The organism is Rhizobacter sp. OV335, assembly GCF_900142965.1.
Taxonomy (GTDB): Bacteria; Pseudomonadota; Gammaproteobacteria; order Burkholderiales; family Burkholderiaceae_C; genus Rhizobacter.
In genome coordinates this window covers 128337-153550 of sequence record NZ_FRCQ01000009.1, presented here as the reverse complement: position 1 = coordinate 153550, position 25214 = coordinate 128337, and the positions used below count along the sequence as shown (strand labels likewise).

The following is a 25214-nucleotide window of genomic DNA, read 5'->3' as shown; positions in this document are numbered from 1 at the left end:
GGTGGGAGAGCGCCCTGCGAGGGCTGGTTGAAGAATCGGTGCGAAAAGAGAGCGGTGCGAAAAAAAGATCAGTGCGAGTGACGCTTGCGGTAGTGGTCGAGGAAGCGCGCGATGCGGCCGATCGCGTCGGAGAGATCGTCGGAGTTCGGCAGGAAGACCAGCCGGAAGTGATCGGGCTGCAGCCAGTTGAAGCCGGTGCCCTGCACGATCAGCACCTTCTCGTCGGCGAGCAGGTCGTAGGCGAACTGCTGGTCGTCGGCGATCGGGTACAGCTTGGAGTCCAGGCGCGGGAACATGTACAGCGCGGCCTTCGGCTTCACGCAGCTGACGCCGGGGATCTGCGTCAGCAGCTGGTGTGCGAGGTCGCGCTGGCGGCACAGCCGCCCGCCCGGGGCGACCAGGTCCTTGATGCTCTGGTAGCCGCCGAGGGCAGTCTGGATCGCGAGCTGGCCGGGCGTGTTGGAGCACAGGCGCATCGACGCGAGCATGTTCAGCCCCTCGATGTAGTCGCGCGCATGGCGCTTCTCGCCCGAGACGACCATCCAGCCGGCGCGGTAGCCGCAGGAGCGGTAGTTCTTGCTGAGGCCGTTGAAGGTGACGAACAGCACGTCGGTCGCGAGCGACGCGATGCTGGTGTGGGTGTTGCCGTCGTACAGCGTCTTGTCGTAGATCTCGTCGGCGAAGATGATCAGCTCGTGCTGGCGTGCGAGCTCGACGATCTCGAGCAGCAGGCTGTCGGAGTACAACGCGCCGGTCGGGTTGTTCGGGTTGATCACGACGATCGCCTTGGTGTTCGGCGTGATCTTGGCCTTGATGTCGGCGATGTCGGGGAACCAGTCGCTCTGCTCGTCGCAGACGTAGTGCACCGCGGTGCCGCCCGAGAGGGCCACCGAGGCGGTCCACAGCGGGTAGTCGGGCGCCGGCACCAGCACCTCGTCGCCATCGTTGAGCAGCGCGTTCATGCTCATCGCGATCAGCTCGGAAGCGCCGTTGCCGAGGTAGACGTCGTCGACGGTGACGCCGGCGATGTTCTTCTCCTGCGAGTAGTGCACGACCGCCTTGCGCGGGGCGAACAACCCCTTCGAATCGGTGTAGCCGGCCGAATGCGGCAGGTTGCGGATCATGTCCTGCACGATCTCGTCCGGCGGCTCCAGGCCGAACACCGCGAGGTTGCCGATGTTCAGCTTGATGATCTTCTGGCCCTCTTCCTCCATCTGCCGGGCCTTCTCGAGCACGGGCCCGCGGATGTCGTAGCAGACGCTGGCGAGCTTGCTGGACTTGGCGATGGGTTTCAACGGGGGCTCCGGGTCGGGGTCGCGGGTGCCATGCGATGCGGTGCTCGGCACGCCACGGTGGCGGGAGGGAAATTTTCGCACAGGCATCGCAGCGGTCGGTCAAGACGGGTTGTCGTCGGAAGAAGACGCCGGGGATCCGCGCGATGTCGACGAAGAGGACTCGTGCGACTCGGGTGGCTTGCGGGGCGTCCATGCTTCGAGCTTTTGCTTGATGGGCCTCTCGCGCGGCGTCATCGGCTTGTCGTCGAGGCTGATGCCGGACAGGCTGCTCATCGATTTCCGCAAGCGCTTCGCCGCCAGCGAACCCGCGCCGCCCGGCCGCGGCGTGTCTTCCGGCTTCTCCCAGGCAAGCAGGTAGCGGACTCGGGCAGCACAGACCAGGCCAGTCCACAGCGTGCCCAGGGCTCGCGTGACCTGCCCCGGCCAGGTGACGCCCGACAGGTCCAGCAGTCCCGCCAGCACGCTCGGGAAGTCGGCGCCCGCCGCCCCGGTCGGCAAGCGGATGCTGGCGTGCCGCTTGAAGTCGTTTCCAGCCCGAGTTCGATCATCGTCGATGCGCGCATGCAAATCGCCGATCAACCTGTTGAAGCGACGGCACGCCGCCCCCATCTCCCTCAATGCCCGTTCTGCTTGTGTCGTTGCCATGCGCTCGCGTTTTGGATGTGTCCCTGAGCGTCCACTTCGTAACGCTCGGGTCGCAGTCGTGCCATCCAATTTCCAGATAACGCCATCTTCAAAAGTGGGCCAGATAGAAGAGAATTTCCGGATGAAACTCCAACCCGATCGCATCGAAGGCGTCAACGCCGTCTCCGGCCTGATCCCCGGGGCCGTCTCGATCAACGGCGTCGTGCATCGCAGCAGCATCGTCGTGCCCTGGCAGGGCGAGGTGGTGGCGTGGAATGTCGAGCGCTTCGAGGACCTCACGGCCGAGCACTTCGCCGCGATCGCGGCGCTGTCCCCCGAACTGGTGATCTTCGGCAGCGGAGATCGCATCCGGTTCCCGTCACCCGCGCTGCTGCGCCCGTTGATCGACAAGCGCATCGGCATCGAGACGATGGACACTGCGGCGGCCTGCCGGACCTACAACGTGCTGGTGTCCGAAGGACGCCGTGCGGTGGTCGGCCTGCTGTTGGGGGGCTGAGGGGGTGCCGGGGCGCAATGGCCATGGCCTTATAATCAACGGCTACGCCTCCCGCGGCGCAACTCCCCAGAATTCTTCATGACGCCAGCCCTCAACAAACCCCTCCCGGAATTTGAAGCGCTCGCAACCGGGGGCGTGAAGTTCACGCCCGCCGCCTTCGCGGGGCAGATCGTCGTTCTTTACTTCTACCCGAAGGACAACACGCCCGGTTGTACCACCGAGGCCATGCAGTTTCGCGATCGGCACAAGGATTTCGTCAAGGCCGGCGCGGTGGTTTTTGGCGTCTCGCGCGACAACATGAGTTCGCACGACAAGTTCAAGCAGAACCTCGAGCTGCCGTTCGAGCTGATCGCCGACACCGAAGAAAAGCTCTGCCACATGTTCGGCGTCGTCAAGAACAAGATCATGTACGGCAAGAAGGTCAAGGGCATCGAGCGCAGCACCTTCCTGATCGACGGTGAAGGCGTGCTGCGGGTCGAATGGCGCGGCCTCAAGGTCGCCGGCCACGTCGACGAAGTGCTGAAGGCCGTCAAGGGCCTGAAGAAGGGCTGATCCGGCCCACACGGATCACGGCGCTCGAATCACCAAATCCACGATGGCGGGAGTTTTGTTGAGGTGTCATCGTGGATGTGCATAATGGGCCATGCCTGTGAGTTGTGAATTCAGACAGCCAGTCATCATCAAGCCGCTCGGGCAACCGCGCGGCTTTTTTGTTCCTACCTGACACACACCCATGCCACTGCCCAAGCCGCCTGCCAAACGCGCCGCCCTCCTGACCCCCGCCGATTTCGAATCCCAGGCCGCTCCCAAGCCCGGCAAACGCACGCAGAACAAACGCAGCGAGGAACCCGCCTCGCCGGCGGTGCTCGACCTGTTCGACGCGCCGCGCGAAGCCGCACCGGTGGTCACGGCCAAGGCCATCGCCCCGGTGACGGCCCCTGCGGCCGCGGGCCCGGCCACCACGGCGGCACGCCGCCCTGCCCCCGAGCCGAAGCTGCGCAAGCCGCGCGGCAGCGGGCCAGCGAAGCTGTTCGTGCTCGATACCAACGTGCTGATGCACGACCCGACCTGCCTGTTCCGCTTCGAGGAACACGACGTCTACCTGCCGATGATCACGCTCGAGGAACTCGACGATCACAAGAAAGGCATGTCCGAAGTCGCCCGCAATGCGCGCCAGGTGAGCCGCGACCTCGACGCGCTGGCCGGCGGCCTGTCCGACCAGCCCGGGCGCGACATGGCCGACGGCCTGCCGCTGGCGACCACCGGCCACCGCGAGGCCGGCGGCAAGCTGTTCTTCCAGACCACGCTGGTCAACGTGACGCTGCCGCAAGGGCTGCCGCAGGGCAAGGCCGACAACCAGATCCTGGGCGTCGTGCAGGCGCTGCGCGACCAGCAGCAAGGCCGCGAGGTGGTGCTGGTGTCGAAGGACATCAACATGCGCATCAAGGCGCGTGCGCTGGGCTTGGCCGCCGAGGACTACACCAACGACAAGACGCTGGACGACGGCGACCTGCTCTACACCGGCGTGCTCGCGCTGCCGGCTGATTTCTGGGATCGCCATGGCAAGACCATGGAGAGCTGGAACCAGGGCGGCCTCACCTACTACCGCATCAGCGGGCCGATGGTGCCGGCGCTGCTCGTCAACCAGTTCGTCTACCTCGAAGCCCCGGGTGCGGCGCCGCTGTACGCCAAGGTCACCGAGATCACCGGCAAGACCGCGGTGCTGCGCACGCTGCGCGAGTACACCCACCAGAAGAACGCGGTGTGGGGCGTCACCGCGCGCAACCGCGAACAGAACTTCGCGCTGAACCTGCTGATGGATCCGGACTGCGACTTCATCACGCTGACCGGCACCGCCGGCACCGGCAAGACGCTGATGACGCTGGCGGCCGGGCTGTCGCAGGTGATGGACGATCGGCGCTACACCGAGATCATCGTGACCCGCGTGACGGTGCCGGTCGGTGAAGACATCGGCTTCCTGCCGGGCACCGAGGAAGAAAAGATGTCGCCGTGGATGGGCGCGCTCGACGACAACCTCGAGGTGCTGTCCAAGACCGATGGTGCCGCCGGCGAATGGGGCCGTGCGGCCACCAACGACCTGGTGCGCAGCAAGATCAAGATCAAGAGCCTGAACTTCATGCGCGGGCGCACCTTCCTGAACAAGTTCGTGATCATCGACGAGGCGCAGAACCTGACGCCCAAGCAGATGAAGACACTGATCACGCGCGCCGGGCCCGGCACGAAGATCGTGTGCCTGGGCAACCTGGCGCAGATCGACACGCCGTACCTGACCGAGGGCAGTTCGGGGCTGACCTTCGCGGTCGACCGGTTCAAGGGCTGGCCGCATTCGGGGCATGTCACGCTGGCGCGTGGCGAGCGTTCGCGCCTCGCGGACTTCGCTTCCGAGGTGCTCTAGCCGGCGGACACCCGATCGCGGATCTGCTGCAACGCGGTCGGATCCTCGATGGTGGTGAGATCGCCCGGGTCGCGGTGCTCGCACACGGCCTGGATCGCGCGGCGCAGCAGCTTGCCGGAGCGCGTCTTCGGCAGTGCATTGACGAAGTGCACGCGCGAAGGCCGCGCGATCGCGCCGAGCCCTTGCTCGACCGTCTTCATCACCTCCCCCTCCAGCCGCAGCCGCGCGCCCTCGTCGCCCACCAGGCTGGCATCGCGCAGCACGACGAAGGCCATCGCGGCCTGGCCCTTCAGCGCGTCGGCCACGCCCACCACCGCCACCTCGGCCACCGCCGGGTGGCTGCTGATGCTCTCCTCGATCTCGCGCGTACCCAGCCGGTGGCCGGCCACGTTGATCACGTCGTCGGTGCGCCCGAGGATGAAGTAGTAGCCGTCCTCGTCGCGCACGCCCCAGTCGAAGGTGCTGTAGACCATGCGCCCGGGAATCGTCTTCCAGTAGGTGTCGACGAAGCGCGCATCGTCGCGCCACACCGTCTGCATGCAGCCGGGCGGCAGCGGCCCCTCGATGACCAGCACGCCTTTCTGGTTCGGCTTCGTCAGTTCCTCGCCGCTCAGCTCGTCGACCAGCTTCACGTCGTAGCCGTACATCGCAACGCCCGGGCTGCCGAACTTGCCTGCTGCCGGCTCGACGCCATTCGCGATCGTCAGGATCGGCCAGCCGGTCTCCGTCTGCCAGTAGTTGTCGATCACCGGCTTGCCGATGCCCTCGGCGATCCAGCGCGCGGTCGGCTCGTCCAGCGGCTCGCCGGCCAGGAACAGCGCGCGCAGGCTCGACAGGTCGTGCCGCTTCAGCAGCGCGACGTCGTGCTTCTTCAGCACCCGCACCGCGGTCGGCGAACTGAACATCACGCTGACGCGGTACTTCTCGACCAGGCTCCACCACACCGCCGCATGGGGACGGATCGGCAGCCCCTCGTACATCAGCGTCGCCATCCCGGCGATCAGCGGCCCGTAGACGATGTAGCTGTGGCCGACCACCCAGCCGATGTCGCTGGTGCAGAAGAAGGTCTCGCCAGCCCGCCCCTGGAAGATGTGCTTCATGCTCGCGGCCAGTGCCACCGCGTACCCGCCGGTGTCGCGCTGCACGCCCTTCGGCCGGCCGGTGGTGCCGCTGGTATAGAGCGTGTAGCTCGGCTGCGTGGACTCGACCCAGGTGCAGGGCACGACCGCATCGAAGTGCGCCGCTCGCAGCGTCTCGTACGACGCATCGCGCTGCGCATCGAGTTGCATCGGCGCGAGCCCGCGGTCGATCATCAGCGTGCGCGGCGTGGGGTGATCGGCCAGCCGCATCGCCTCGTCGAGCAGCGGCTTGTAGGCGACGACCTTGCCGCCGCGGCTGCCGGCATCGGCGCTGACGATCAGCACCGGCTGCGCATCGTCGATCCGGCTGGCCAGGCTCGCACTCGCAAAACCACCGAACACCACCGAATGGATCGCGCCGATGCGGGCACAGGCGAGCATCGCGAACGCCGCCTCCGGAATCATCGGCAGGTAGACCAGCACGCGGTCGCCCTGCTTCACACCCAGCGCCAGCAGGATGGCCGCCATGCGCTGCACCTCGGCATGCAGCTCGCGGAAGCTGTAGCGGCGCTCGTCGCCGGTCTCGCTGGAAACGTGGATCAGCGCGTCCTGGTCGGCGCGCACAGCCAGGTGCCGGTCGACCGCGTTGTGGCACAGGTTGGTCCGCCCGCCGACGAACCAGCGCGCGAACGGCGGGTGGCTGGGGTCGCAGACCTGGTCGAACGGGCGCTCCCACTCGATCAGCGCCGCCTGTTCTGACCAGAAGCCGTCGCGGTCGGCCAGCGAGCGCGCATGAAAGTCGCGGTAGGAGTCCATACCCTCTGTTACACCACAGAAACACCCCCGCAACAACCCAGGAAAAGCCTGAAAAGAACGTGCTAAGTGCCGGTTTTCAAAGGACTTTTGCCGTTGACGGTGGCCGGTGACTCTTTTATGCTGCGCGGCATGTTTCGGTTGGTCGTCCCTCTTTTCGTGCGCAGCTCCGTGGTGGCGTTGGCCTTCGCGTGCGGCAGCGCCTGGGCCGACACCGACCAGATCATCAACCTGCTGAGCGACAAGGGCCTGATTGCACCGGGCGGCGCGGCCGCCACCCCGGCCGCGGTACCGCCTGCCGAGCCGGCATCTTCCCCTGCTGCAATGCCGGCCGCAGTCGCCCCCGAGAGCTTCACCCAGCACGTCCGCCAGAAGGCGTCCGACATGGTGCTGACCGCGATGAACTTCCTCGGCGTGCCTTACCGGCGCGGCGGCAACGATGCCGATTCCGGCTTCGACTGCAGCGGCTTCACCCGCCACATCTTCGAGAGCAGCCTGGGCCTGGTGCTGCCGCGCCGTGCCGACGAGCAGGCGCGCGCCAAGGGCCTGCTCGCCGTCAAGCGCGACGACCTGAAGCCCGGCGACCTGGTGTTCTTCAACACGCTGCGCCGCACCTTCTCGCACGTCGGCATCTACATCGGCGAAGGCAAGTTCATCCATGCGCCCAAGCCGGGCGGCGAAGTGCGGGTCGAGGACATGCGCTTCTCCTACTGGGCCAAGCGCTTCACCGGCGCGCGCCGTGCCGAGCAGGCCGATGATGCGCCGGCGCTCGAGGCGACCGCAGCCGCCGAGCCGCTGCCCGAGGTGCTGAAGCCGAGCAGCCCACCGGCGACGCGCAAGGCCAGCCACAAGACACGCCGCAAGCCGGCCTTGAAGTCCGCCCACGCCGTCAAGGCCTGAGCGGCCGAATCGCCCCACGCCCATCCGACAAATACCGGCCGGGCACAATCCGCCCATGGTCGACAAAGTGATCCCGCTGGCAGACCACCGCTACGCCTCCAGCGTGCCGGTGGTGCCCCAGCATTCGACGGCCCCCACCGGCCTGCTGGCCGACACGCTCGGCCGGCCGCTGCGCGACCTGCGCATCTCGGTGACCGACCGCTGCAACTTCCGCTGCAGCTACTGCATGCCGAAGGAAGTCTTCGACAAGCACTACGACTTCCTGCCGCACAGCTCGCTGCTGAGCTTCGAGGAGATCGCGCGCCTGGCCGACGTGTTCGTCGCGCACGGCGTGCACAAGATCCGCCTGACCGGCGGCGAGCCGCTGCTGCGCAAGAACCTGGAGCGCCTGGTCGGGATGCTGGCCACGCTGCGCACCGTTGACGGCGCGCCGCTCGACCTCACGCTGACCACCAACGGCTCGGTGCTCGCGCGCAAGGCGCAGGCGCTGAAGGATGCCGGCCTGCAGCGCATCACCGTGAGCCTCGACGCGCTCGACGACGCGGTGTTCCGCCGCATGAACGACGCCGACTTCCCGGTCGCCGACGTGCTGGCCGGCATCGACGCGGCACAGCGCGTGGGGCTCGGCCCGATCAAGGTCAACATGGTGGTCAAGCGCGGCACCAACGACGACCAGATCGTCGCGATGGCGCGGCACTTCCGCCACACCGGCGTGGTGCTGCGCTTCATCGAGTACATGGATGTCGGCGCCACCAACGGCTGGCGCATGGACGAGGTGCTGCCGTCGGCCGAGGTCATCGCGCGCCTGGGCGCCGAGTTCCCGCTGCTGCCGATCGGTGCGCAGCAGCTGGGCGAGACCGCGCAGCGCTGGCGCTATGCCGACGGCGGCGGCGAGATCGGCGTGATCTCGAGCGTCACGCAGGCCTTCTGCCACGACTGCAACCGCGCGCGCCTTTCCACCGAAGGCAAGCTCTACCTCTGCCTGTTCGCGAACCGCGGCCACGACCTGCGCGCGCTGCTGCGCGAAGGCCGCAGCGATGCCGAGATCTCGGCAGCGATCGGCGGCGTCTGGAACCGCCGCGCCGACCGCTATTCCGAACTGCGCAGCGAGGCCGGTGCGCAGCCGTCGTCCGCACCGGCCGGGCGCCGCGTCGAGATGCATTACATCGGCGGATGAACGCGGCCGACTCCGCGCGCCGCGCCGCCCCCGACCTGCTCGTGATCCGCGCGCTGGGCGTGGCCGACCTGCCGGCCTACAAGGCCTTGCGCGACGGCATGCTGCACGCCTTCCCCGACGCCTTCACCTCCGACGCGCACACCGAATCGCGCAAGCCGGCCGAGGTCTACCTGCCCCGGCTCGGGCTGGGCCACGTCGGCGGCGGCCAGTTCACGCTCGGCGCCTGGGACGACGGCGAGCTGCTGGGCGCCCTCACCTGCGAGCGCGAGAACCGCGCCAAGGTCCGCCACATCGGCCACATCGTCGGGATGATGGTGCAGGCGCAGGCGGCGGGCCGCGGCATCGGGCGGGCCTTGCTGGCCGCCTGCATCGAGCAGGCGCAAGCGGCAGACGGCATCGAGCTGCTGACGCTGTCGGTCACGTCGACCAACCGGCGCGCGGTGCGGCTCTACGAGGGCGCGGGCTTCGTTCGTTACGGCACGCTGAAGCACGCGATCAAGCTCGACGGCGTCTACCATGACAAGGACCTGATGTCGCTGACCCTGTCGGTTCCCTGCTGACACCCGCTCCCATGCCCGCATTGAACGACCTGGCCCTCGGGCTGCACGGCTACGACGCCGACGACCTGCCGGTGGACGTGGCGCGCGCCTTCATCGCGCGCATGCTGCCGCGCGTGCAGGCGGTCGAGCACCTGTCGCTGCGCGCGAGCCTGGGCCGCGTGCTGGCGCAGGACATCGTCTCGACGATCCCGGTGCCGCCGCAGGACAACGCGGCGATGGACGGCTATGCGTTCCGCGGCAGCGAGCTGCGCGCCGTTGGAGCCGTCACGCTCACGGTGGCCGCGACCGAACTCGCAGGCCAGGTGATCGGGCAGGCGATCGCCGCGGGCCAGTGCGTGCGCATCATGACCGGCGCGGTGATGCCGGCCGGGCTCGACACCGTCGTGCCGCAAGAATTCGTGACCGTCGACGGCGACCGCATCACCGTGCCTGCCGACGCCGTGAAACCAGGGGCGAACCGGCGGCTGGCCGGTGAAGACCTGGCGCGCGGCAGCATCGCGCTGCATGCCGGCCGCGCGCTGCGGCCGGCCGATCTCGGTCTCATCGCCTCGCTCGGCCGCGGCGAACTGCCGGTGTGGCGCCGCCCGCGCGTGGCCTTCTTCTCCACCGGCAACGAGCTGCGCTCGGTCGGCGAGACGCTCGACGAAGGCTGCGTCTACGACAGCAACCGCTACACGCTGTGGGGCATGCTGCGGCGGCTCGGCGTCGAGGTGCTCGACCTGGGCGTCGTGCGCGACGAGCCCGCCGCGCTCGAAGCCGCGCTGCGGCATGCGGTCGAGAACGCCGACGTGGTGATCACCTCGGGCGGCGTCAGCGTCGGCGAGGCCGATCACACGCGTGCGGTGATGGCGCGGCTCGGCGAGGTGCTGTTCTGGCGCATCGCGATGCGGCCGGGGCGGCCGATGGCGGTGGGCCGCATCGCGAGCAACGGCCGCGAGGCGGTGCTGTTCGGGCTGCCGGGCAACCCGGTCGCGGTGATGGTCGGTTTCTACGCCTTCGTGCGCGATGCGCTGCTCGCGATGTCGGGTGCCACGGTGTGGCCGCTGCCGATGCTGCAGGCGCGCTGCACGACGCTGATCCGCAAGCGGCCGGGGCGCACCGAGTACCAGCGCGGGATCGTGTCGCGCGCGGCCGATGGAGCGTGGCAGGTCGCGATCACCGGCGCGCAGGGATCGGGCGTGTTGCGCAGCATGAGCGAGGCGAACGGGCTGGTGGTGTTGCCACATGCGCAGGGCGATGTGGCTGCCGGCAGCGTGGTCGAGATCCTGCCGTTCGACGGTTTGGTTTGACCTAGCGAACGCTCTCGACGCCCTTGTTCGCCAACTGGTCCGCCCGCTCGTTCCCCGGATCCCCCGCGTGCCCCTTCACCCAGCGCCAGTCGACGTGGTGCAGGTTGCGCAGCCCGTCGAGCCGCTGCCACAGCTCGGCGTTCTTCACCGGCTTCTTGTCGGCCGTCTTCCAGCCGCGCGTTTTCCAGCCGTGGATCCACTCGGTGATGCCTTTGCGCACGTACTCGCTGTCGGTGTAGAGGATCACGTCGCAGGTGCGCTTCAACGACGCGAGCGCCTCGATCACCGCGGTGAGTTCCATGCGGTTGTTGGTGGTCAGGCGCTCGCCGCCGAACATCTCCTTCTCGTGCTCGCCGGTGCGCAGCCATGCGCCCCAGCCGCCCTTGCCGGGGTTGCCCTTGCAGGCGCCGTCGGTGTAGATGAGGACCTGCGGACGCTTGATCTGCGGCGGTTCGGGAAGTGCTTCGGTCATGGGGTCTCGGAAGAAGAATCTGCACGCTGGTGGGCGCGATGGCTGGCCACTGTGGCCGCGCGCTGGCCGGCGGTGCGCTGCTGGCGGATCAGGCCGACCAGCCGCATGCCGCGCACGCGCTTCACCGCCACCAGCAGGTACACGCTGCCCAGCACCGGCCACCAGCGTTCGCCGATGCGTTCGGTCCAGGCATAGCGCGCCAGCCACGCATCGGTCTTGAGGGGCGGACGATAACAGCCGAAGCGCCCGCCCTGCACCTCGAAGCTGAGCAGCCGCAGCCAGTCGCGCAGCCGCCAATAGCCGAGGAACTCGCCGTCGCTCGGCAGGAAAAGCGGCTTCTGGCGCGAAAAGCCGATGTAGCGCAGCAAGCGGCCGAGCCGCTGGCGCAGGCCCCACAGGCTGGTCGGGTTGAAGCCGAGGATCACGACGCGCCCTTCGGGCCGCAGCACGCGCTCGACCTCGCCGAGGGCCAGGTGCGGGTCGCGCGCAAGCTCCAGCGTGTGCGGCAGCACGACCAGGTCGAGGCTCTGCGAATCGAAGGGCAGCGCATCGAAATCGCAGCGCAGCACCACCGCCACGCGGCCGCCTGGCACATCGCCGGAGACAGCGATGGAAACATCCGCAGCCACATCGGCGGGAACTTCTGCGGCCGCATCGCCCTCCACCACCGGCCCTGGCGCCTCCACACCGTTGGCGTCGAGGGCCACCCAACGGTGGGGCATGCGGTTGGCACGCAGGCCCTCGAGCTCGGTCATGCCGAGCTGCAAAGCGTGAAATCCGAACACATCGGCCACGTTTCGATCCAGTTGGGCCTGTTCCCAGGCCAGCAGGTAGCGCCCCGGGGGGGTCTCCAGCCACTGGGCCAAACCTATAATCCCGCCGACTTGTGTCATGAAACTGCTTGCCCTGCCAGCCTTCGCCGATAACTACATCTGGATGCTTCACGATGGCCGGCAGGCTCTCGTCGTCGATCCGGGTGAATCGGCACCGGTGGAGCAAGCGCTGGACGCACAGGGCCTGAGGCTGTCGGCGATTCTAGTGACCCATCACCATGGCGACCATGTCGGCGGCGTCGATGCGCTGCGGCCCCGCCTGCAAGGCCCGGTGTACGGACCGGCGCGCGAGAAGATCCCGACCCCCTTCACACCGCTGAACGACGGCGATGCCGTCGACTGGCTCGGCCAGCGCTTCGAGGTGATCGACGTGCCGGGGCACACCGCCGGCCACATCGCCTATTTCTGCGCGGCGAGCGACGGCGATGCACCGATCCTCTTCTGCGGCGACACCCTGTTCTCCGGCGGCTGCGGCCGGCTCTTCGAAGGCACGCCGGCGCAGATGCACCACTCGCTGTCGCGCCTGGCCGCGCTGCCCGGCGACACGCGGGTGTGCTGCGCGCACGAGTACACGCTGTCGAACCTGAAGTTCGCCCGCGCCGTCGAGCCACACAACCGCGACCTGCTCGACTACACCGCCCGCTGCGAAGCGCTGCGCGCCGACGGCCGCGCGACGCTGCCGAGCTCGATCGCGCAAGAGCGCCGCATCAATCCCTTCATGCGCTGTGCGCAACCCGAGGTGGCTGCTGCCGCCGCCACCCGCGGCGCCCGGCCCGACGACGAAGTCGACGTGCTGGCTGCGCTGCGCCACTGGAAAAACAACTTCTGATGACCGACCTGAGCTTGACGCCGCCCCTGATCCTGCGACGAGGCTGCGGCCTGGGCCTGTTCGCCGTGCTGGCGCTGCTGGCCGCGTGTGCCACGACCACCACCACCGGGGGTGGCGTCGAAGGCGCAGCCTCCGCCGCCTCCGCACCCGAGGTGTCGGCCGCGGCCAGCGCCCCGGCGTCGGCCGCCTCGGGGGTGGACGGCAGCACCGTCGCCGAAGGCCCGGCCGTCGCACCGCCGATCGACCCGCTGCGCCCTGAAGAGAAGGTCGACCTGGACGCGCCCACCGCGACCATCGACCTGTGGGCGCGCTTGCGTCACGGCTACGCGATGCCCGACCTCGACACCGACCAGGTGCGCACCGCCGAGCGCTGGTATGCCTCGCGGCCCGACTACGTGCAGCGCATGACCGAGCGCGGCAGCCGCTACCTGTTCCACATCGTCGAGGAGGTCGAGCGCCGCGGCATGCCGACCGAGCTGGCGCTGCTGCCCTTCGTCGAGAGCGCGTTCAACCCGCAGGCGGTGTCGTCGGCCAAGGCCTCGGGCATGTGGCAGTTCATGCCGGCGACCGGCAGCACCTTCTCGCTGAAGCAGAACGTGTTCCGCGACGACCGCCGTTCGGTGCTCGACTCGACGCGCGCCGCGCTCGACTACCTGGCCCGGCTGCACGACATGTTCGGCGACTGGCACCTGGCGCTCGCCGCCTACAACTGGGGCGAAGGCAACGTGCAGCGCGCCATCGCGCGCAACCGGCGCGCCGGCAAGCCGACCGACTACCTCAGCCTGAAGATGCCGAACGAGACGGCGTACTACGTGCCGAAGCTGCAGGCGGTGAAGAACATCGTGCTGCACCCGGAGACCTACCTGCTGGCGCTGCCGTCGCTCGACAACCACCCGTACTTCCTCAGCGTGCCGATCGAGCGCGACATCGACGTCGCGCTCGCGGTGCGGCTGGCCGGCGTGTCGCACGACGAGTTCCAGACGCTGAACCCGCAGATGAACCGGCCGGTGATCCTGGCGGCCGGCACGCCGCAGCTGCTGCTGCCCTACGACAACGCGGCCCAGTTCGTGCGCAGCATCGGCGAGCACCGCGGCCCGCTGGCCACCTGGACGGCCTGGGTCGCACCGCGCACGCTGCGCCCGGCCGATGCGGCCAAGCAGGTGGGGATGACCGAGGAGCAGTTGCGCGAGGTCAACAACATCCCGCCGCGCATGCTGGTGCGGGCCGGGTCGACGCTGCTGGTGCCGCGTGCCGAGAGCCGCCAGACCGATGTGTCGGAGCACCTGGCGGACAACGCGATGATGTCGCTGGTGTCCGAATCGCCGGCGCTGCGCCGCATGGCGCTGAAGGCCGGCAAGCGCGAGAGCGTGGCCACGGTCGCGCAGCGCTACCGCGTGAGCGCGGCGCAGGTGGCGCTGTGGAACAAGACCACGGTCGGCGCGAACTTCAAGCCGGGGCAGACGGTGTACGTGTTCGTCGCGAGCAAGGCGACGGCGCGCAAGCCGGTGCGCACGGCGTCGAAGGCGCATCGGCCGGCCGCCAAGCGGACCACGCGGGTCGCGAAGCGCTGAGACCCCTGCCCCGTTCCTAGCGCCGATCGCTCAACGCATGGGCGATCGTGCCCAGGTCGACGTATTCGAGTTCGCTGCCGATCGGCACGCCGCGCGCCAGGCGCGTGACGCGCAAGCCGCGTGATTTGAGCGTCTCGCCGATCACGTGCGCGGTGGCTTCGCCTTCGGCGGTGAAGTTGGTCGCGACGATCACTTCCTTGACCGAGCCGTCGGTGGCGCGCTCGATCAGCTGCGCGAGGCCGATGTCGCGCGCACCGACACCATCGAGCGGGCTCAATCGCCCCATCAGCACGAAGTACAGCCCCTTGTAGCTGCCGGTGCGCTCGAGCGCCGCCTGGTCGGCCGGCGTCTCGACGACGCACAGCAGCCGCGCATCGCGCCGCTCATCGGCGCAGGTGCTGCAGATCGCGCCTTCGGTGAAGGTGTGGCAGCGTTCGCAGTGGCGCACGTCGGCCATCGCCTTCTGCAGCGACGCGGCGATGCGCGCCGCGCCATCGCGGTCATGCTGCAGCAGGTGGAAGGCCATGCGCTGCGCGGACTTCTGCCCGACGCCGGGCAGGCGGCGCAGCGCTTCGATCAATCCATCCAGTGCAGGCTCGGCCACGGATCAGAACGGGAACTTCATGCCCGGGGGCAGCGGCATGCCGGCGGTCAGCTTGCCCATCTTCTCGGCCGACACCTCTTCGGCGCGGCGGATGCCGTCGTTGAAGGCGGCAGCGACCAGGTCTTCGAGCATGTCCTTGTCGTCGGCCAGCAGGCTCGGGTCGATCACGACGCGCTTCACGTCGTGCTTGCAGGTCATCGTGACCTTCACGAGGCCGGCGCCGGACTGGCCTTCGACCTCGATGTGGGCGAGTTCTTCCTGCGCCTTCTTCAGGTTGTCCTGCATCGCCTGGGCCTGCTTCATCAGGCCGGCGAGTTGGTTCTTCATCATGGTGTGGGGTCCTCGTGTTTCAGTGGGGTTTGACCGAGCCGGGCACGATGCGCGCCGTCTTGAACTGCTGCATCAGGGCCTGCACCAGCGGGTCGTTGTGGATGATCTGTTCGGCCTCGGCCTGGCGGCGCGCGCGCTCGGCGGCAGCGCGCAAGGCCGGTGAATCGGTGGGCACGCCGGGCTCGACCTCGAGCCGCACCGGGCGCCCGAGTTGCGTGGCGAGCGCCGCCTGCAGCTTGTTGCGCTGCACGTCGGCGCGCAGCGTCTCGCGCTCGACACGCAGGCGCCAGACCTGCTCGGCGCCCTGCTCGTCGACGGCGATGCACTGGCCTTGCAGCGCCAGTTCGCGCACCAGCGCGCCGATCGCATTGGCCTGCACCATCTGCATGACGGTGTCGTTCCAGCGGTCGCCGAGCGGCGTGCGATCGACGCTCGGCACCGGGGTCGCGGCCATCGGCACCGGGACCGGCGCGGACGGTGCCGCGCTGCGCGCCCGCGGCTCGTCTTCGGGCTCAGGCATCGGGGCCGACGAACCGCCCGGTTCGTCGTCGAAGGGCACGTCGAGCCAGGGCGGCGGCTCGTTGTCGCGAACCTCGGGGCGCGCCGCGGGGCGAGCCTGCACCGGCGTGGCCGCAGCGGGCGGCCTGGCGATGGCAGGCGGCGCAAGCACAGGCCGCACTGGCGGCGCCGCGACGACCGGCGGCGGGCGTCGCACAGGCGCCGCGGACGCAGCTACAGCCGCCGGCACCACGGCCACGCTGCTGCGGCCGCTGACCATCGCCGGGGCCTCGCGGCGCGGGGCCGGCGTGCCGCCCGGCTTGAAGGCCAGCAGGCGCAGCAGCACCATCACGAGGCCGCTGTATTCGTCGGGCGCGAGGCCCAGTTCGGCGCGACCGTGCAGCACGATGCTGTAGAGCAACTGCGTCTCGTCGGGCGCCAGCAGCGCGGCCAGGCGCTGCACGGCGGGCGTGTCGGGATCGCTCTCGTCGGCCGCGGACGGCACCGCCTGCAGCACGGCCATCTGCTGCAGCAACGTGGCGATCTCTTCGAGCGTGCCGCTGCACGACAGGCCGAGCGAGCGCAGCCCGTCGACGGTGGCGACCACGTCGGCGCCATCGCCGGCGGCCAGCGCCTCGACCAGCCGCACCGCATGGCTGCGGTCGACCGCGCCCAACATCTGGCGCACGCCCGCTTCGAGCAAGGCACCGGCGCCGAATGCGATGGCCTGGTCGGTGAGCGACAGCGCATCGCGCATCGAACCGCGGGCGGCACGCGCCAGCAGCCGCAGCGCGCCGGGTTCGGCCTCAATCTGCTCGGCGTTCAGCACCGTCGCAAGGTGCTCCTGCACCGTCTGCGGCGCCATCGGCCGCAGGTTGAACTGCAGGCAGCGCGACAGCACGGTGGGCGGCACCTTCTGCGGGTCGGTCGTCGCGAGGACGAACTTCAGGTAGTCGGGCGGCTCCTCGAGCGTCTTCAGCATCGCGTTGAACGCGGTGTTCGACAGCATGTGCACTTCGTCGATCATGTAGACCTTGAAGCGGCCGACCACCGGCTTGTAGACGGCCTGGTCGAGCAGCTGCGAGATCTCTTCGACGCCGCGGTTCGAGGCCGCATCGAGCTCGACGTAGTCGACGAAGCGGCCGCTGTCGATGTCGCGGCAGGCATCGCAGACGCCGCAGGGCCGGGCGGTGATGGTGCCCTGCCCGTCGGCGCCGGTGCAGTTGAGCGATTTCGCGAGGATGCGCGAGACGGTGGTCTTGCCGACGCCGCGCGTGCCGGTGAACAGGTAGGCGTGGTGCAGGCGTTGCTGCGTCAGCGCGTTGGCCAGCGCCTGCACGACGTGCTCCTGGCCGACGAGGCCTTCGAAGTCACGCGGGCGGTATTTGCGGGCCAGGACGAGATAGGACATCGGGGCATTCTACGGGGGCCCGACACCCTCGGCCGGGGGGCGGACGAGCGTGGGCCGGTGGTATCCGATAATCGCGGTTTCGACCTTGCTGCTCCGATGAAATCCACCCCTGCTTCCCCCGACACGCTCAGCTACGAACAGGCCGGCGTCAACTACGACCTGATCGACCCGCTGAAGGTGGCCGCGCAGCGCGCCGCGAAGGCCACCGGCGCCCACCTGGCGGTGCACGGGTTCACCGAAGTCGAGGCCTCGCGCGGCGAATCGGCTTACGTGGTGGACGTGGGGCCGTTCTATCTGGCGTCGATCGTCGAATGCCTGGGCTCGAAGGCGCTGGTGGCCGACGAGATGAAGGCGCTGACCGGCAAGAGCTACTACGCCGGCATTGCGCAGGACACGATCGCGATGGCGATCAACGACCTGATCACGGTGGGCGCGACGCCGCTGGTGGTGCAGGCCTACTGGGCGGCCGGCGGCTCCGACTGGTTCTCCGACGCGCAGCGCGCGCAGGCGCTGGTGGAAGGCTGGAAGGCCGCGTGCGACACCTGCCAGGTGGCCTGGGGCGGCGGCGAGACGCCGGCGCTCGCGGGCATCGTGGCCGACGGGCGCATCGACCTGGCGGCGAGCTGCACGGGGCTGATCAACCCGAAGGAGCGGCTGTCGGTCGGCGACAAGCTGGCGCCGGGCGATGCGATCGTGCTGCTGGCGTCGAGCGGCATCCATGCGAACGGGCTGAGCCTGGCGCGCAAGCTGGTGGAGCGTCTGCCGAAGGGGTATCTGACCGAGGTGTCTCCGGGGCTGAGCTACGGCGAGGCGCTGCTGGCGCCGACGGTGCTGTATTCGCCGGTGACCGAGGCGCTCTACAAGGCCGGCATCCAGCCGCACTACTGCGCCAACATCACCGGGCACGGCTGGCGCAAGCTGCTGCGGCACCCGGCGACGCACACGTACCGCATCCACAGCGTGCCCGAGGTGACGCCGGTGCTGAAGTTCATCCAGCAGCATGCGAAGCAGGATGATCAAGAGGCGTACAGCACGCTGAACATGGGCGCGGGGTTTGCGATCTTCGTGAAGGCGGAAGATGCGCAGCGCACGGTGGAGGTGGCGCAGGCCGCGGGCGTGAAGGCGATGGTGGCAGGCGCGGTCGAGGCCGGGCCGAAGCGGCTGCTGATCGAGCCGCTGAACATCGAGTTCGGCGACGATTCTTTGCAGCTGCGCTGAGAAGGGCTCTGCCCGTCGCCTACAATCCGCGGCGACGGGCCTCCCCGCATGGAAGCACGGCCAAACGGGTCAGGTCGGGAACGAAGCAGCCCTAACTGTTGCGACCAGTGCCGGGGGTAAGGCTCGTCACCTATCCCACCCTCCTCCCTCCTCCCCAATGTTCATGCGGGTTCCCGCAGTGACCGGCCCTTTCCCGGCGCCGGCTGGGCCCACAATCCAGGCTTTTGCCCTACTGCCTGGCCCGAGGGAGCCGCAACTGCATGTTCGACAAACTGTTCCGTAAAAAATCCAAGGTCGTCAGCCCGCGTGCCTGGCTGGGTCGTGTGGCCAGCAACACCTGGGTCGGCAAGGAGGCGGCATTGGCCAGCCTCACACAAGGAATCATGGGTGCCGATGGCCGCTATGCAGACCCTCTCGGGTTGGCGCGCCATCAAGCCCAGGTGTACAGCCAGAACGGGGAAGACGGCATCATTGCCGAAACCTTCAGGCGCATCGGCACGCGAGACCGCTTCTTTGTCGAGATCGGCATCGGCGACGGCCAAGAGAACAACACCCGCTTTCTGCTGGAGCAGGGTTGGCGCGGCGTGTGGGTCGAAGGCAGCGCCGAGTTCGCGCAACGCGCCCGCGACACCTTCGCCCAGTTCATTGCTTCGGGGCATTTGCGCCTGGTCGAGTCGCTCGTCACCGCAGAAACCATCTCAGCACTCCTGCAAGACGCCGGCGTGCCGCAGGAGTTTGATTTCCTGTCGCTGGACATCGATCAGAACACCTCACATGTCTGGCGCGCCTTGACGCAACGCGCGCGCGTGGTGTGCATCGAATACAACGCCTCGCTCCCGGCCGCCGTGCCGCTGGAAGTGCCCTACGCCCCCAGTGGCGTGTGGGATGGCAGCAATTGGTTCGGTGCCAGCCTGAAGGCGCTGGAGCAGATCGGTACCTCCAAGCAAATGAACCTGGTGGGCTGCGATGCCTTGGGGATCAACGCTTTCTTCGTGGCCTCGCCAGAAGCCGATGCCAGCCGCTTCCGCGCTCCGTTCACCGCCGAGCACCACTTCGAGCCGCCCCGCTACAACGTGGTCGGGCACGCCGGGCACCCGGCTTCTCGCGTGGCGCGGCGCTGGCTGAGCGGCACCCCTTAGCAGGCTGATTCGAACCGGGCTCGACACGTGGCCCGAGGTGGGCAGCTTCAGCTTGGCGCCGCGGACAGTCCGTCCGACGTGTGACATTGCATGTAAGCTTCACGCATTCCCCTCCACCGCCCCGCAGCATGGCGCAGAAGAAGCCCCCCCGGAAATCCATCGACCGCGAGATCCGGATGCTGCACGGCGCACTGGTCGACCTCGTCGGGATCATCAACCAGCCGCAGCGCGACGCCGAGATGGTGAAGGAGGCCGGCATCGAGCTCGACAGCACCTTGTTCTCGCTGCTGATCGGGATCGACCGGCTGGGACCGGTCGGTGTCATGGAGCTGGCCGACCGCACGGGGCGCGACTACACCACCGTCAGCCGCCAGGTGAGCAAGCTGCAGGCACAGGAGCTGATCGTGCGCCGCCCCTCATCGGCCGATGCGCGCGTCAACGAGGCCTTGATCACCGACAAGGGCCGCGAGATGGTGAGTGAGATCGACACGGCCCGCAACCGCGTCGTGACGGCCATGCTCACCGACTGGTCCGACGAGGACGTGCAGCGCCTGGCACTGCTGCTCAGGCGCCTGGCCGACAGCGCGCTGGTGTGGGCGCGCTGACGCCCAGGCCCACCGCGCCCAGGAACGTCTCGAGCGCGATTGCATCGCCCGAGGTGAGCATCGCGCCGATGTAGCCGTCGGGACGCACCAGCACCCAATCGCCGGGCTCGACGCCATAGTGGGCACGGAACTCACCGTGCACATCCAGGATGTCGCCGGTCTCGCCGACGACGTGCCTGTGCAGGCCGGCCCGCGCCGGCGGGGCAGATGCCGCATCGAGCGGCCCGTGGCACAACAGGGTCCAATGCGTGCCCCGGAACAGCTCGAACAGGCGGCGCGGCAACCCGCCCGCGCCACGGCACAGGGCGTCGGGCGCGCGGTCACCGGCGGCAACCGCCCGGCCTCCCGCGCACCTGTCGAGCGCGAGCGACGAGCCGGCATGGCTGATGTCGAGCTGCTTGACCTCGCGGCCGCGCCGCATCGGTCCTTGCGACGCTTCACGCAGCAGACGCGTGGCCATGCCGAGCATCTCGGCCGCGATCGGACGCCGCTCCTCCTCATAGGTGTCCAGCAGCGACGCGGGCGCGCCGCGCAACACCGCGGCGAGTTTCCATGCCAGGTTGCACGCATCCTGGATGCTGGTGTTCAGGCCCTGCCCGCCGGTCGGCGGATGCGTGTGCGCGGCGTCCCCGATCAGCAGCGCCCGGCCGACGCGGTAGCGGTCCGCCAGCCGCGCGTTCATCTCGTAGACGGAAGCCCAGCGCACCTCGTCGATCACGATATCGGCGCGGCCGGTGCGGCTGGCGACCATGTCGTTCAGCGCCGCGGCGGTCACGGCCACCTCGCCCTGCATCGGCACCGGCGCCTGCAGCTGGAAGAGCTCGGTGCCGGCCAGCGGGCAGAGCGACATCTGGCGCTCCATCGAGCCGTCATTGAATCGATGCCACGCATCGCGGCCCAGCCCGTGCAGCAGGAGGTCGGCCACCACCGCGCGGACCCCGAGCGTCTTGCCTTCGAAGCCGATGCCCAGCGCACGCCGCACGAAGCTGCGGCCGCCGTCTGCGCCGACGAGGTAGCGCACCCGCAGCACCTCGTCGCCGCGCGGGCCGGCCAGGCGGGCGGTCACGCCGTCGTCGTCCTGCTCGAATGCGGTCAATTCGCACGCAAATTCGGGCGCATGCCCGAGTTCGCGCAGCCGCTCCCGGAGCACGCGTTCCGTCAGGAACTGCGGCACCATCAGCGGGAGGTTGTACGGTTCGCCGGGCCGGGCGTCAGTGGCAGTTGCCGACGGCGAGTCTTCGAACGTGCCGTCCTCGCGGTACGCCCGCGGCGGTGGGTAGAGGCCCCCCGCTGCCACCAGGCGGTCGATGACGCCGAGATCCTCGAAGATCTCCTGCGTGCGAGGCTGGATGCCCTTGCCGCGCGAGCCGGCAAACGGGTGTTCGAGCTTCTCGATCAGGCGGAACGGCAGCTTGCGGCGCGCCAGCTCGAGGGCCAGGGTCAGGCCGGCAGCGCCGGCCCCGACGATCAGGACGTCGTGGGTGATAAAGGTCATCGGGAATCCTTTGATGTGAAGCGTGTCCGGCCGGGACGCCATGCGATGCATGCACTGTGCACATATTAGGATTTTTCATCGTTGAGTGCAACATGCACTCTATTCAATCTCCGTTCATCCATCTGACCGCTCACGATCGCCGCCTCGCCTTCCCCCGCCCTTTCGATGTCGCCGCCGCGAGCTCCCGCGCGTCCAGCACGTAATCCGAGGACCCAGCCAACCGCTCCACGGCCAGATCGATGAACGCCCGCACCCGTGACGGCTGCGCCGTGCGGCTTCCGTAGTAGACGTGGACGCCCATGTGGTCGGTGATGTGCTCCACGAGCAGCGGCACGAGCCGCCCCGCACGAATCAGGCCCGCCGCGGACAAGCCCGGCAGCATGCCGATCACCTGACCCGACAACACCGCCTCGGTTTCAAGCTGCGCGTCGTTCGTCGACAAGGTCGGAAAGATGTCTCGGGCAACCACCTCGCCATCGACCTTGAAGAGCCAGGGCACCACGCGGCCGCTGCCGGGATGCCGGAACGCGCTGCATCGATGCGAGGCCAGCGCCTCGATCGAGGTCGGCGCGCCGTGTGTCGCGATGTAGGCCGGCGCCGCGCAGACGATCAGCTGCATCGCGAAGAGCCGGCGCACCGAAAGACCATCTTCCGGCGGCGAGCCGATGCGAAAGCCGACATCGGTGCGGTCTTGCACCCAGTTGCCGATCCGGTCGTCGAGCTTCACGTCCGGCTGGACCTCGGGATGGCGCCGGCAGAACTCGTCGACCAGCGGCCACAGCACCGGCAGGAACGAGTACTTCGGGGCGACGATGCGCAACGGGCCGGCGATCTCGTCCTTCGCGCTGCGAATGCGATCGGCGGCGCGCTCCAGTGCCGCGAGCGCAGGCTGCGCGGCCTCGAGGAACTGATGCCCTTCGGACGTGAGCGCGATGCTGCGCGTCGTGCGATGCAGCAGGCGCACGCCCAGCCGTTCCTCGAGCGCAGCGAGCGCCTGGCTCGCGGCCTGCGGGCTGACGCCCTGGGCTGCGGCTGCGCGCCGGATGCTGCCGAGTTCGATGGCCTTCGTGAAGGTCTCGATGGCGCGAAGGTCGCTGATGGGCACGTGAACTCCTCAAGGGTCGAGCCGACAGTATCAACCTGAGCTTGCCACTGGATCAAGCCGCAGCCCACTAGTGGCTTGACAGTCCGCTGCTTACAGTCAAGTCCCGCATCACCACCAACAGGCCCCCATGAGCGACAGAATCAAAGGCAAGGTCATCGTCATCACCGGCGCCAGCAGCGGCCTGGGCCAGGCGGCCGCGCGCCTCCTGAGCGCGCAGGGCGCATTCGTCGTGCTCGGTGCGCGGCGCATCGATCGCCTGCAGCAACTGGCCGACGAATTGAATCGCCCGGAGCAGCGCGCGATCGCCGTCGCCACCGACGTCGCGGTGCTCGATCAGGTGAAGCACCTCGTCGACACGGCCGTGCAGACCTTCGGACGCATCGACGTGATGATCAACAACGCGGGACTGATGCCGGTTTCGGCGCTCGATCGATTGAAGGTCGACGACTGGAGCCGCATGATCGACGTGAACCTGAAGGGCGTGCTGCACGGCATCGCGGCGGCCCTGCCCTACATGCAGCGCCAGATGTCCGGGCAGTTCGTCAACGTGTCGTCGGTGGCCGGCCACAAGGTCATGCTCAACGGCGCCGTCTACTCCGCCACCAAGCATGCGGTGCGAGCGCTGTCCGAAGGCCTGCGGCAAGAGGTCAAGCCGTGGAACATCCGCACCACCGTCGTGTCGCCCGGCGCCGTGGACACCGAGCTGCCGGGCAGCATCACCGAGCCGGACATGGCGCAAGGCATGCGCGGCTTCTACCAGGCCACGGCCATCCCGGCCGAGTCCTTCGCGCGGGCCGTCGCCTTCGCCATCGAACAACCCGACGACGTTGACGTGAACGAGATCGTCTTCCGGCCGACCCGTCAGCTGCCCTAGGCATTTCACCTGCCTCGAATCAGCCCGGAGCTGATTCCCCCTCCCCCGCCTCGCTGGTCTGATCCACCTCACGCCAGCCCGACCGCCAGCAGTACCGCCAAGGGCGGCACCCACCACAGGGAGCCCCCATGCGCATCACCCGCCGACTGCTCGCCGCCACCGCGCTCGCAGCCTCCACCTTCAGCCCGGTCCACGCCCAGGTGCAGACCCCAGTGCAGGCCTTCCCCGCCAACCTGCAATACACCAACGCCGCCTGCTCGGTGTCGCCCAAGGAGCTGGGCAACTGGTTCGTCTCCGGCCGCGTCAGCAAGGGCGGGTTCGTGACCTTCGCCAACAGCATCGCCTTCCCGGCGCAGAACACCACCTGCGACTTCTACAAGTGGGCGCACCAGATGTTCCTGTGGATCTCGTCGCCGGCGGCCGGGGGCGTCGTGCTCGAGTCGCCGGCCTTCTTCGACATCAACTTCGACGCCCAGGGCGGACACTACATTCCCAACACCGCGGGCGTCGCGCGCCACAGCTTCGCGGTGCGCGGCACCAAGACGCAAAGCATCCAGCCCGGCGGCCAGGCCGGCGGTGGCGACACCGTGCTGTCGATGAACGGCTCGCTGGTGTATTTCGGCGTGCACGCGAACGACGTCTACGCGTGGTTCAACACCGCGGTGTCGAACAAGGTGATCCCCACCAGCGCGCCCTTCCCCAACACGCCGGCGGGGCTCGCCTCGGTGGTGAGCTACGCCGCGGGCCAGGGTGCCTCGCTGCCTGATGCAAACGCCCTCGGACTGGAGCTGAAGACGGCCTGGGTCGATGCCGCCACCGTCCCCAACGCGGCCGACTACGTGACCATCGACGCGACGGTGCCCAACTACGTGAAGACCAGCACCGCACTGTGGACGATCAACAAGCAGTCGCCCACGGTCGCGAAGACGCTGGCCCTGGTGGGCATCCACATCGTCGGTGCGGTGCAAGGCCACCCCGAGATGGTGTGGGCCACCTTCGAGCACCGCAACAACGCGCCCAACAACTCGTTCTACTTCAACACCCTCTTCGGCAGCACGGTGCAGGTGCCCTACAACTCGACCGGCACCTGGTCCTTCATGGCCAGCGGCGGCACTCAGAGCGGCGCCCTCGTGCCGCAGATGACGATCGACCCCACCACCGGCAACGTCGTCGCCACCAACGGCAACACGATCCGGCAGAACAACGTCTACCGCGTCAACCCGTGGGGCAATGCACCCACCGCCGCTTCGGCCGTCAACAACAGCCAGCTGATCTCGCTGAACCTCGACATCCTCGCGATGCTCGGGCTGGTGGGCGACGTGCGAGCCAACTACATGCAGGTGGGCGCCGTGTGGACGAGCGACGGCTCCATCCCTGCAGGCCCGACGGCGCCGGCGCTGCGCGGCTCGCTGCTGCTGGCCAACACCACGATGGAGACCTACCACCAGGTGGTGACCCAGGGCAAGTCAGCGTCGATGGGCTGCTTCGGCTGCCACTTCTCGACCACCAGCACCGGCACCAGCCACCTGTTTCCGATCAACCCGCTGCCGACGAAGTGAT

General features: G+C 68.6%; 24 protein-coding genes and 1 other RNA gene. 15 read left to right on the top strand and 10 right to left on the bottom strand.

Annotation, left to right across the window (positions count from 1 at the left end):
- Positions 1 to 68: 68 nt before the first annotated feature.
- Both BUE42_RS12065 and BUE42_RS12060 read right to left on the bottom strand, forming a co-directional pair.
- A complete protein-coding gene (locus BUE42_RS12065) occupies positions 69 to 1295 on the bottom strand; it encodes a pyridoxal phosphate-dependent aminotransferase (RefSeq protein WP_073465403.1) in 1227 nt (408 codons plus the stop codon).
- Between the two features lie 99 nt (positions 1296 to 1394).
- Positions 1395 to 1940 carry a hypothetical protein gene (locus tag BUE42_RS12060; RefSeq protein WP_143171452.1) on the bottom strand — a complete coding sequence of 182 codons (546 nt, stop codon included), beginning with the start codon at positions 1938 to 1940 and terminating at the stop codon, positions 1395 to 1397.
- A gap of 121 nt (positions 1941 to 2061) precedes the next feature.
- On the opposite strand from BUE42_RS12060, the gene BUE42_RS12055 reads away from it, so the two are divergent.
- From BUE42_RS12055 to BUE42_RS12045, 3 genes are all read left to right on the top strand, one after another.
- The gene (locus BUE42_RS12055) at positions 2062 to 2436 is read left to right on the top strand and encodes an Mth938-like domain-containing protein (RefSeq protein ID WP_073465341.1); all 375 of its coding nucleotides are present in this window, start codon (positions 2062 to 2064) and stop codon (positions 2434 to 2436) included.
- Between the two features lie 78 nt (positions 2437 to 2514).
- The gene (locus BUE42_RS12050; protein WP_073465340.1) at positions 2515 to 2988 is read left to right on the top strand and encodes a peroxiredoxin; all 474 of its coding nucleotides are present in this window, start codon (positions 2515 to 2517) and stop codon (positions 2986 to 2988) included.
- Between the two features lie 181 nt (positions 2989 to 3169).
- Positions 3170 to 4852: a PhoH family protein gene (locus BUE42_RS12045; protein WP_073465339.1), complete on the top strand. Its 1683-nt coding sequence runs from the start codon at positions 3170 to 3172 to the stop codon at positions 4850 to 4852.
- Here the strand turns inward: BUE42_RS12045 and BUE42_RS12040 are convergent.
- Positions 4849 to 6747 (bottom strand): propionate--CoA ligase, encoded by a 1899-nt coding sequence (locus BUE42_RS12040; RefSeq protein ID WP_073465338.1) that lies wholly within the window; start codon positions 6745 to 6747, stop codon positions 4849 to 4851. The two genes, BUE42_RS12045 and BUE42_RS12040, sit on opposite strands and share 4 nt — an antisense overlap.
- 129 nt (positions 6748 to 6876) lie before the next feature.
- On the opposite strand from BUE42_RS12040, the gene BUE42_RS31580 reads away from it, so the two are divergent.
- From BUE42_RS31580 to glp, 4 genes are read left to right on the top strand one after another with little or no spacing between them, the layout of a single operon-like run.
- On the top strand, positions 6877 to 7644 hold the full coding sequence (locus tag BUE42_RS31580) for a C40 family peptidase (RefSeq protein WP_083614092.1): 768 nt from the start codon (positions 6877 to 6879) through the stop codon (positions 7642 to 7644).
- A gap of 55 nt (positions 7645 to 7699) precedes the next feature.
- Positions 7700 to 8821, top strand: coding sequence for a GTP 3',8-cyclase MoaA (gene moaA / locus BUE42_RS12030; RefSeq protein WP_073465337.1), 1122 nt, complete (start codon positions 7700 to 7702; stop codon positions 8819 to 8821).
- Positions 8818 to 9381: a GNAT family N-acetyltransferase gene (locus BUE42_RS12025; RefSeq protein ID WP_073465336.1), complete on the top strand. Its 564-nt coding sequence runs from the start codon at positions 8818 to 8820 to the stop codon at positions 9379 to 9381. Before moaA ends, BUE42_RS12025 begins: the two co-directional genes overlap by 4 nt.
- On the top strand, positions 9378 to 10670 hold the full coding sequence (gene glp / locus BUE42_RS12020) for a molybdopterin molybdotransferase MoeA (protein ID WP_200798953.1): 1293 nt from the start codon (positions 9378 to 9380) through the stop codon (positions 10668 to 10670). The genes BUE42_RS12025 and glp overlap by 4 nt, the downstream gene beginning before the upstream one ends.
- A gap of 1 nt (position 10671) precedes the next feature.
- Here glp and rnhA read toward each other — a convergent pair whose 3' ends face one another.
- Together rnhA and BUE42_RS12010 are read right to left on the bottom strand one after the other, a co-directional pair.
- Positions 10672 to 11142 (bottom strand): ribonuclease HI, encoded by a 471-nt coding sequence (gene rnhA / locus BUE42_RS12015; protein ID WP_073465334.1) that lies wholly within the window; start codon positions 11140 to 11142, stop codon positions 10672 to 10674.
- Positions 11139 to 12035 (bottom strand): class I SAM-dependent methyltransferase, encoded by an 897-nt coding sequence (locus tag BUE42_RS12010; RefSeq protein ID WP_073465333.1) that lies wholly within the window; start codon positions 12033 to 12035, stop codon positions 11139 to 11141. The genes rnhA and BUE42_RS12010 overlap by 4 nt, the downstream gene beginning before the upstream one ends.
- On the opposite strand from BUE42_RS12010, the gene gloB reads away from it, so the two are divergent.
- Together gloB and BUE42_RS12000 are read left to right on the top strand one after the other, a co-directional pair.
- Complete coding sequence (gloB, locus tag BUE42_RS12005; RefSeq protein WP_073465332.1) at positions 12034 to 12804, top strand: hydroxyacylglutathione hydrolase; 771 nt, start codon at positions 12034 to 12036, stop codon at positions 12802 to 12804. The genes BUE42_RS12010 and gloB overlap by 2 nt on opposite strands.
- Positions 12804 to 14375 carry a transglycosylase SLT domain-containing protein gene (locus BUE42_RS12000; protein ID WP_083614085.1) on the top strand — a complete coding sequence of 524 codons (1572 nt, stop codon included), beginning with the start codon at positions 12804 to 12806 and terminating at the stop codon, positions 14373 to 14375. The genes gloB and BUE42_RS12000 overlap by 1 nt, the downstream gene beginning before the upstream one ends.
- A gap of 16 nt (positions 14376 to 14391) precedes the next feature.
- Here BUE42_RS12000 and recR read toward each other — a convergent pair whose 3' ends face one another.
- From recR to dnaX, 3 genes are read right to left on the bottom strand one after another with little or no spacing between them, the layout of a single operon-like run.
- Positions 14392 to 14979, bottom strand: coding sequence for a recombination mediator RecR (recR, locus tag BUE42_RS11995; protein WP_073465331.1), 588 nt, complete (start codon positions 14977 to 14979; stop codon positions 14392 to 14394).
- A 3-nt stretch (positions 14980 to 14982) separates the two neighbouring features.
- The gene (locus BUE42_RS11990; RefSeq protein ID WP_073465330.1) at positions 14983 to 15309 is read right to left on the bottom strand and encodes a YbaB/EbfC family nucleoid-associated protein; all 327 of its coding nucleotides are present in this window, start codon (positions 15307 to 15309) and stop codon (positions 14983 to 14985) included.
- 19 nt (positions 15310 to 15328) lie between these two features.
- On the bottom strand, positions 15329 to 17218 hold the full coding sequence (dnaX, locus tag BUE42_RS11985) for a DNA polymerase III subunit gamma/tau (protein ID WP_073465329.1): 1890 nt from the start codon (positions 17216 to 17218) through the stop codon (positions 15329 to 15331).
- 96 nt (positions 17219 to 17314) lie between these two features.
- Here dnaX and BUE42_RS11980 point away from each other — a divergent pair, with 96 nt between their 5' ends.
- The 4 genes from BUE42_RS11980 (at position 17315) to BUE42_RS11965 (ending at position 20180) form a co-directional block, all read left to right on the top strand.
- Positions 17315 to 18436, top strand: a complete 1122-nt coding sequence (locus tag BUE42_RS11980; RefSeq protein WP_073465328.1) for an AIR synthase-related protein — start codon at positions 17315 to 17317, stop codon at positions 18434 to 18436.
- 33 nt (positions 18437 to 18469) lie between these two features.
- Positions 18470 to 18567: signal recognition particle sRNA small type (ffs, locus tag BUE42_RS11975), an RNA gene on the top strand.
- Between the two features lie 129 nt (positions 18568 to 18696).
- Positions 18697 to 19575, top strand: a complete 879-nt coding sequence (locus BUE42_RS11970) for a hypothetical protein (RefSeq protein WP_143171451.1) — start codon at positions 18697 to 18699, stop codon at positions 19573 to 19575.
- A gap of 128 nt (positions 19576 to 19703) precedes the next feature.
- Entirely contained in the window at positions 19704 to 20180 is a 477-nt protein-coding gene (locus BUE42_RS11965; RefSeq protein WP_073465327.1) for a MarR family winged helix-turn-helix transcriptional regulator, read from the top strand.
- On the opposite strand, the gene BUE42_RS11960 is transcribed toward BUE42_RS11965, so the two are convergent.
- Positions 20140 to 21726 carry an FAD-dependent oxidoreductase gene (locus BUE42_RS11960; RefSeq protein ID WP_235002282.1) on the bottom strand — a complete coding sequence of 529 codons (1587 nt, stop codon included), beginning with the start codon at positions 21724 to 21726 and terminating at the stop codon, positions 20140 to 20142. The genes BUE42_RS11965 and BUE42_RS11960 overlap by 41 nt on opposite strands.
- 79 nt (positions 21727 to 21805) lie before the next feature.
- The gene (locus BUE42_RS11955) at positions 21806 to 22780 is read right to left on the bottom strand and encodes a LysR family transcriptional regulator (RefSeq protein WP_073465325.1); all 975 of its coding nucleotides are present in this window, start codon (positions 22778 to 22780) and stop codon (positions 21806 to 21808) included.
- Positions 22781 to 22907: 127 nt separating this feature from the next.
- On the opposite strand from BUE42_RS11955, the gene BUE42_RS11950 reads away from it, so the two are divergent.
- Together BUE42_RS11950 and BUE42_RS11945 are read left to right on the top strand one after the other, a co-directional pair.
- Entirely contained in the window at positions 22908 to 23654 is a 747-nt protein-coding gene (locus BUE42_RS11950; RefSeq protein ID WP_073465324.1) for an SDR family oxidoreductase, read from the top strand.
- Positions 23655 to 23782: 128 nt separating this feature from the next.
- Positions 23783 to 25213, top strand: coding sequence for a hypothetical protein (locus BUE42_RS11945; protein ID WP_143171450.1), 1431 nt, complete (start codon positions 23783 to 23785; stop codon positions 25211 to 25213).
- Position 25214 lies beyond the last annotated feature (1 nt).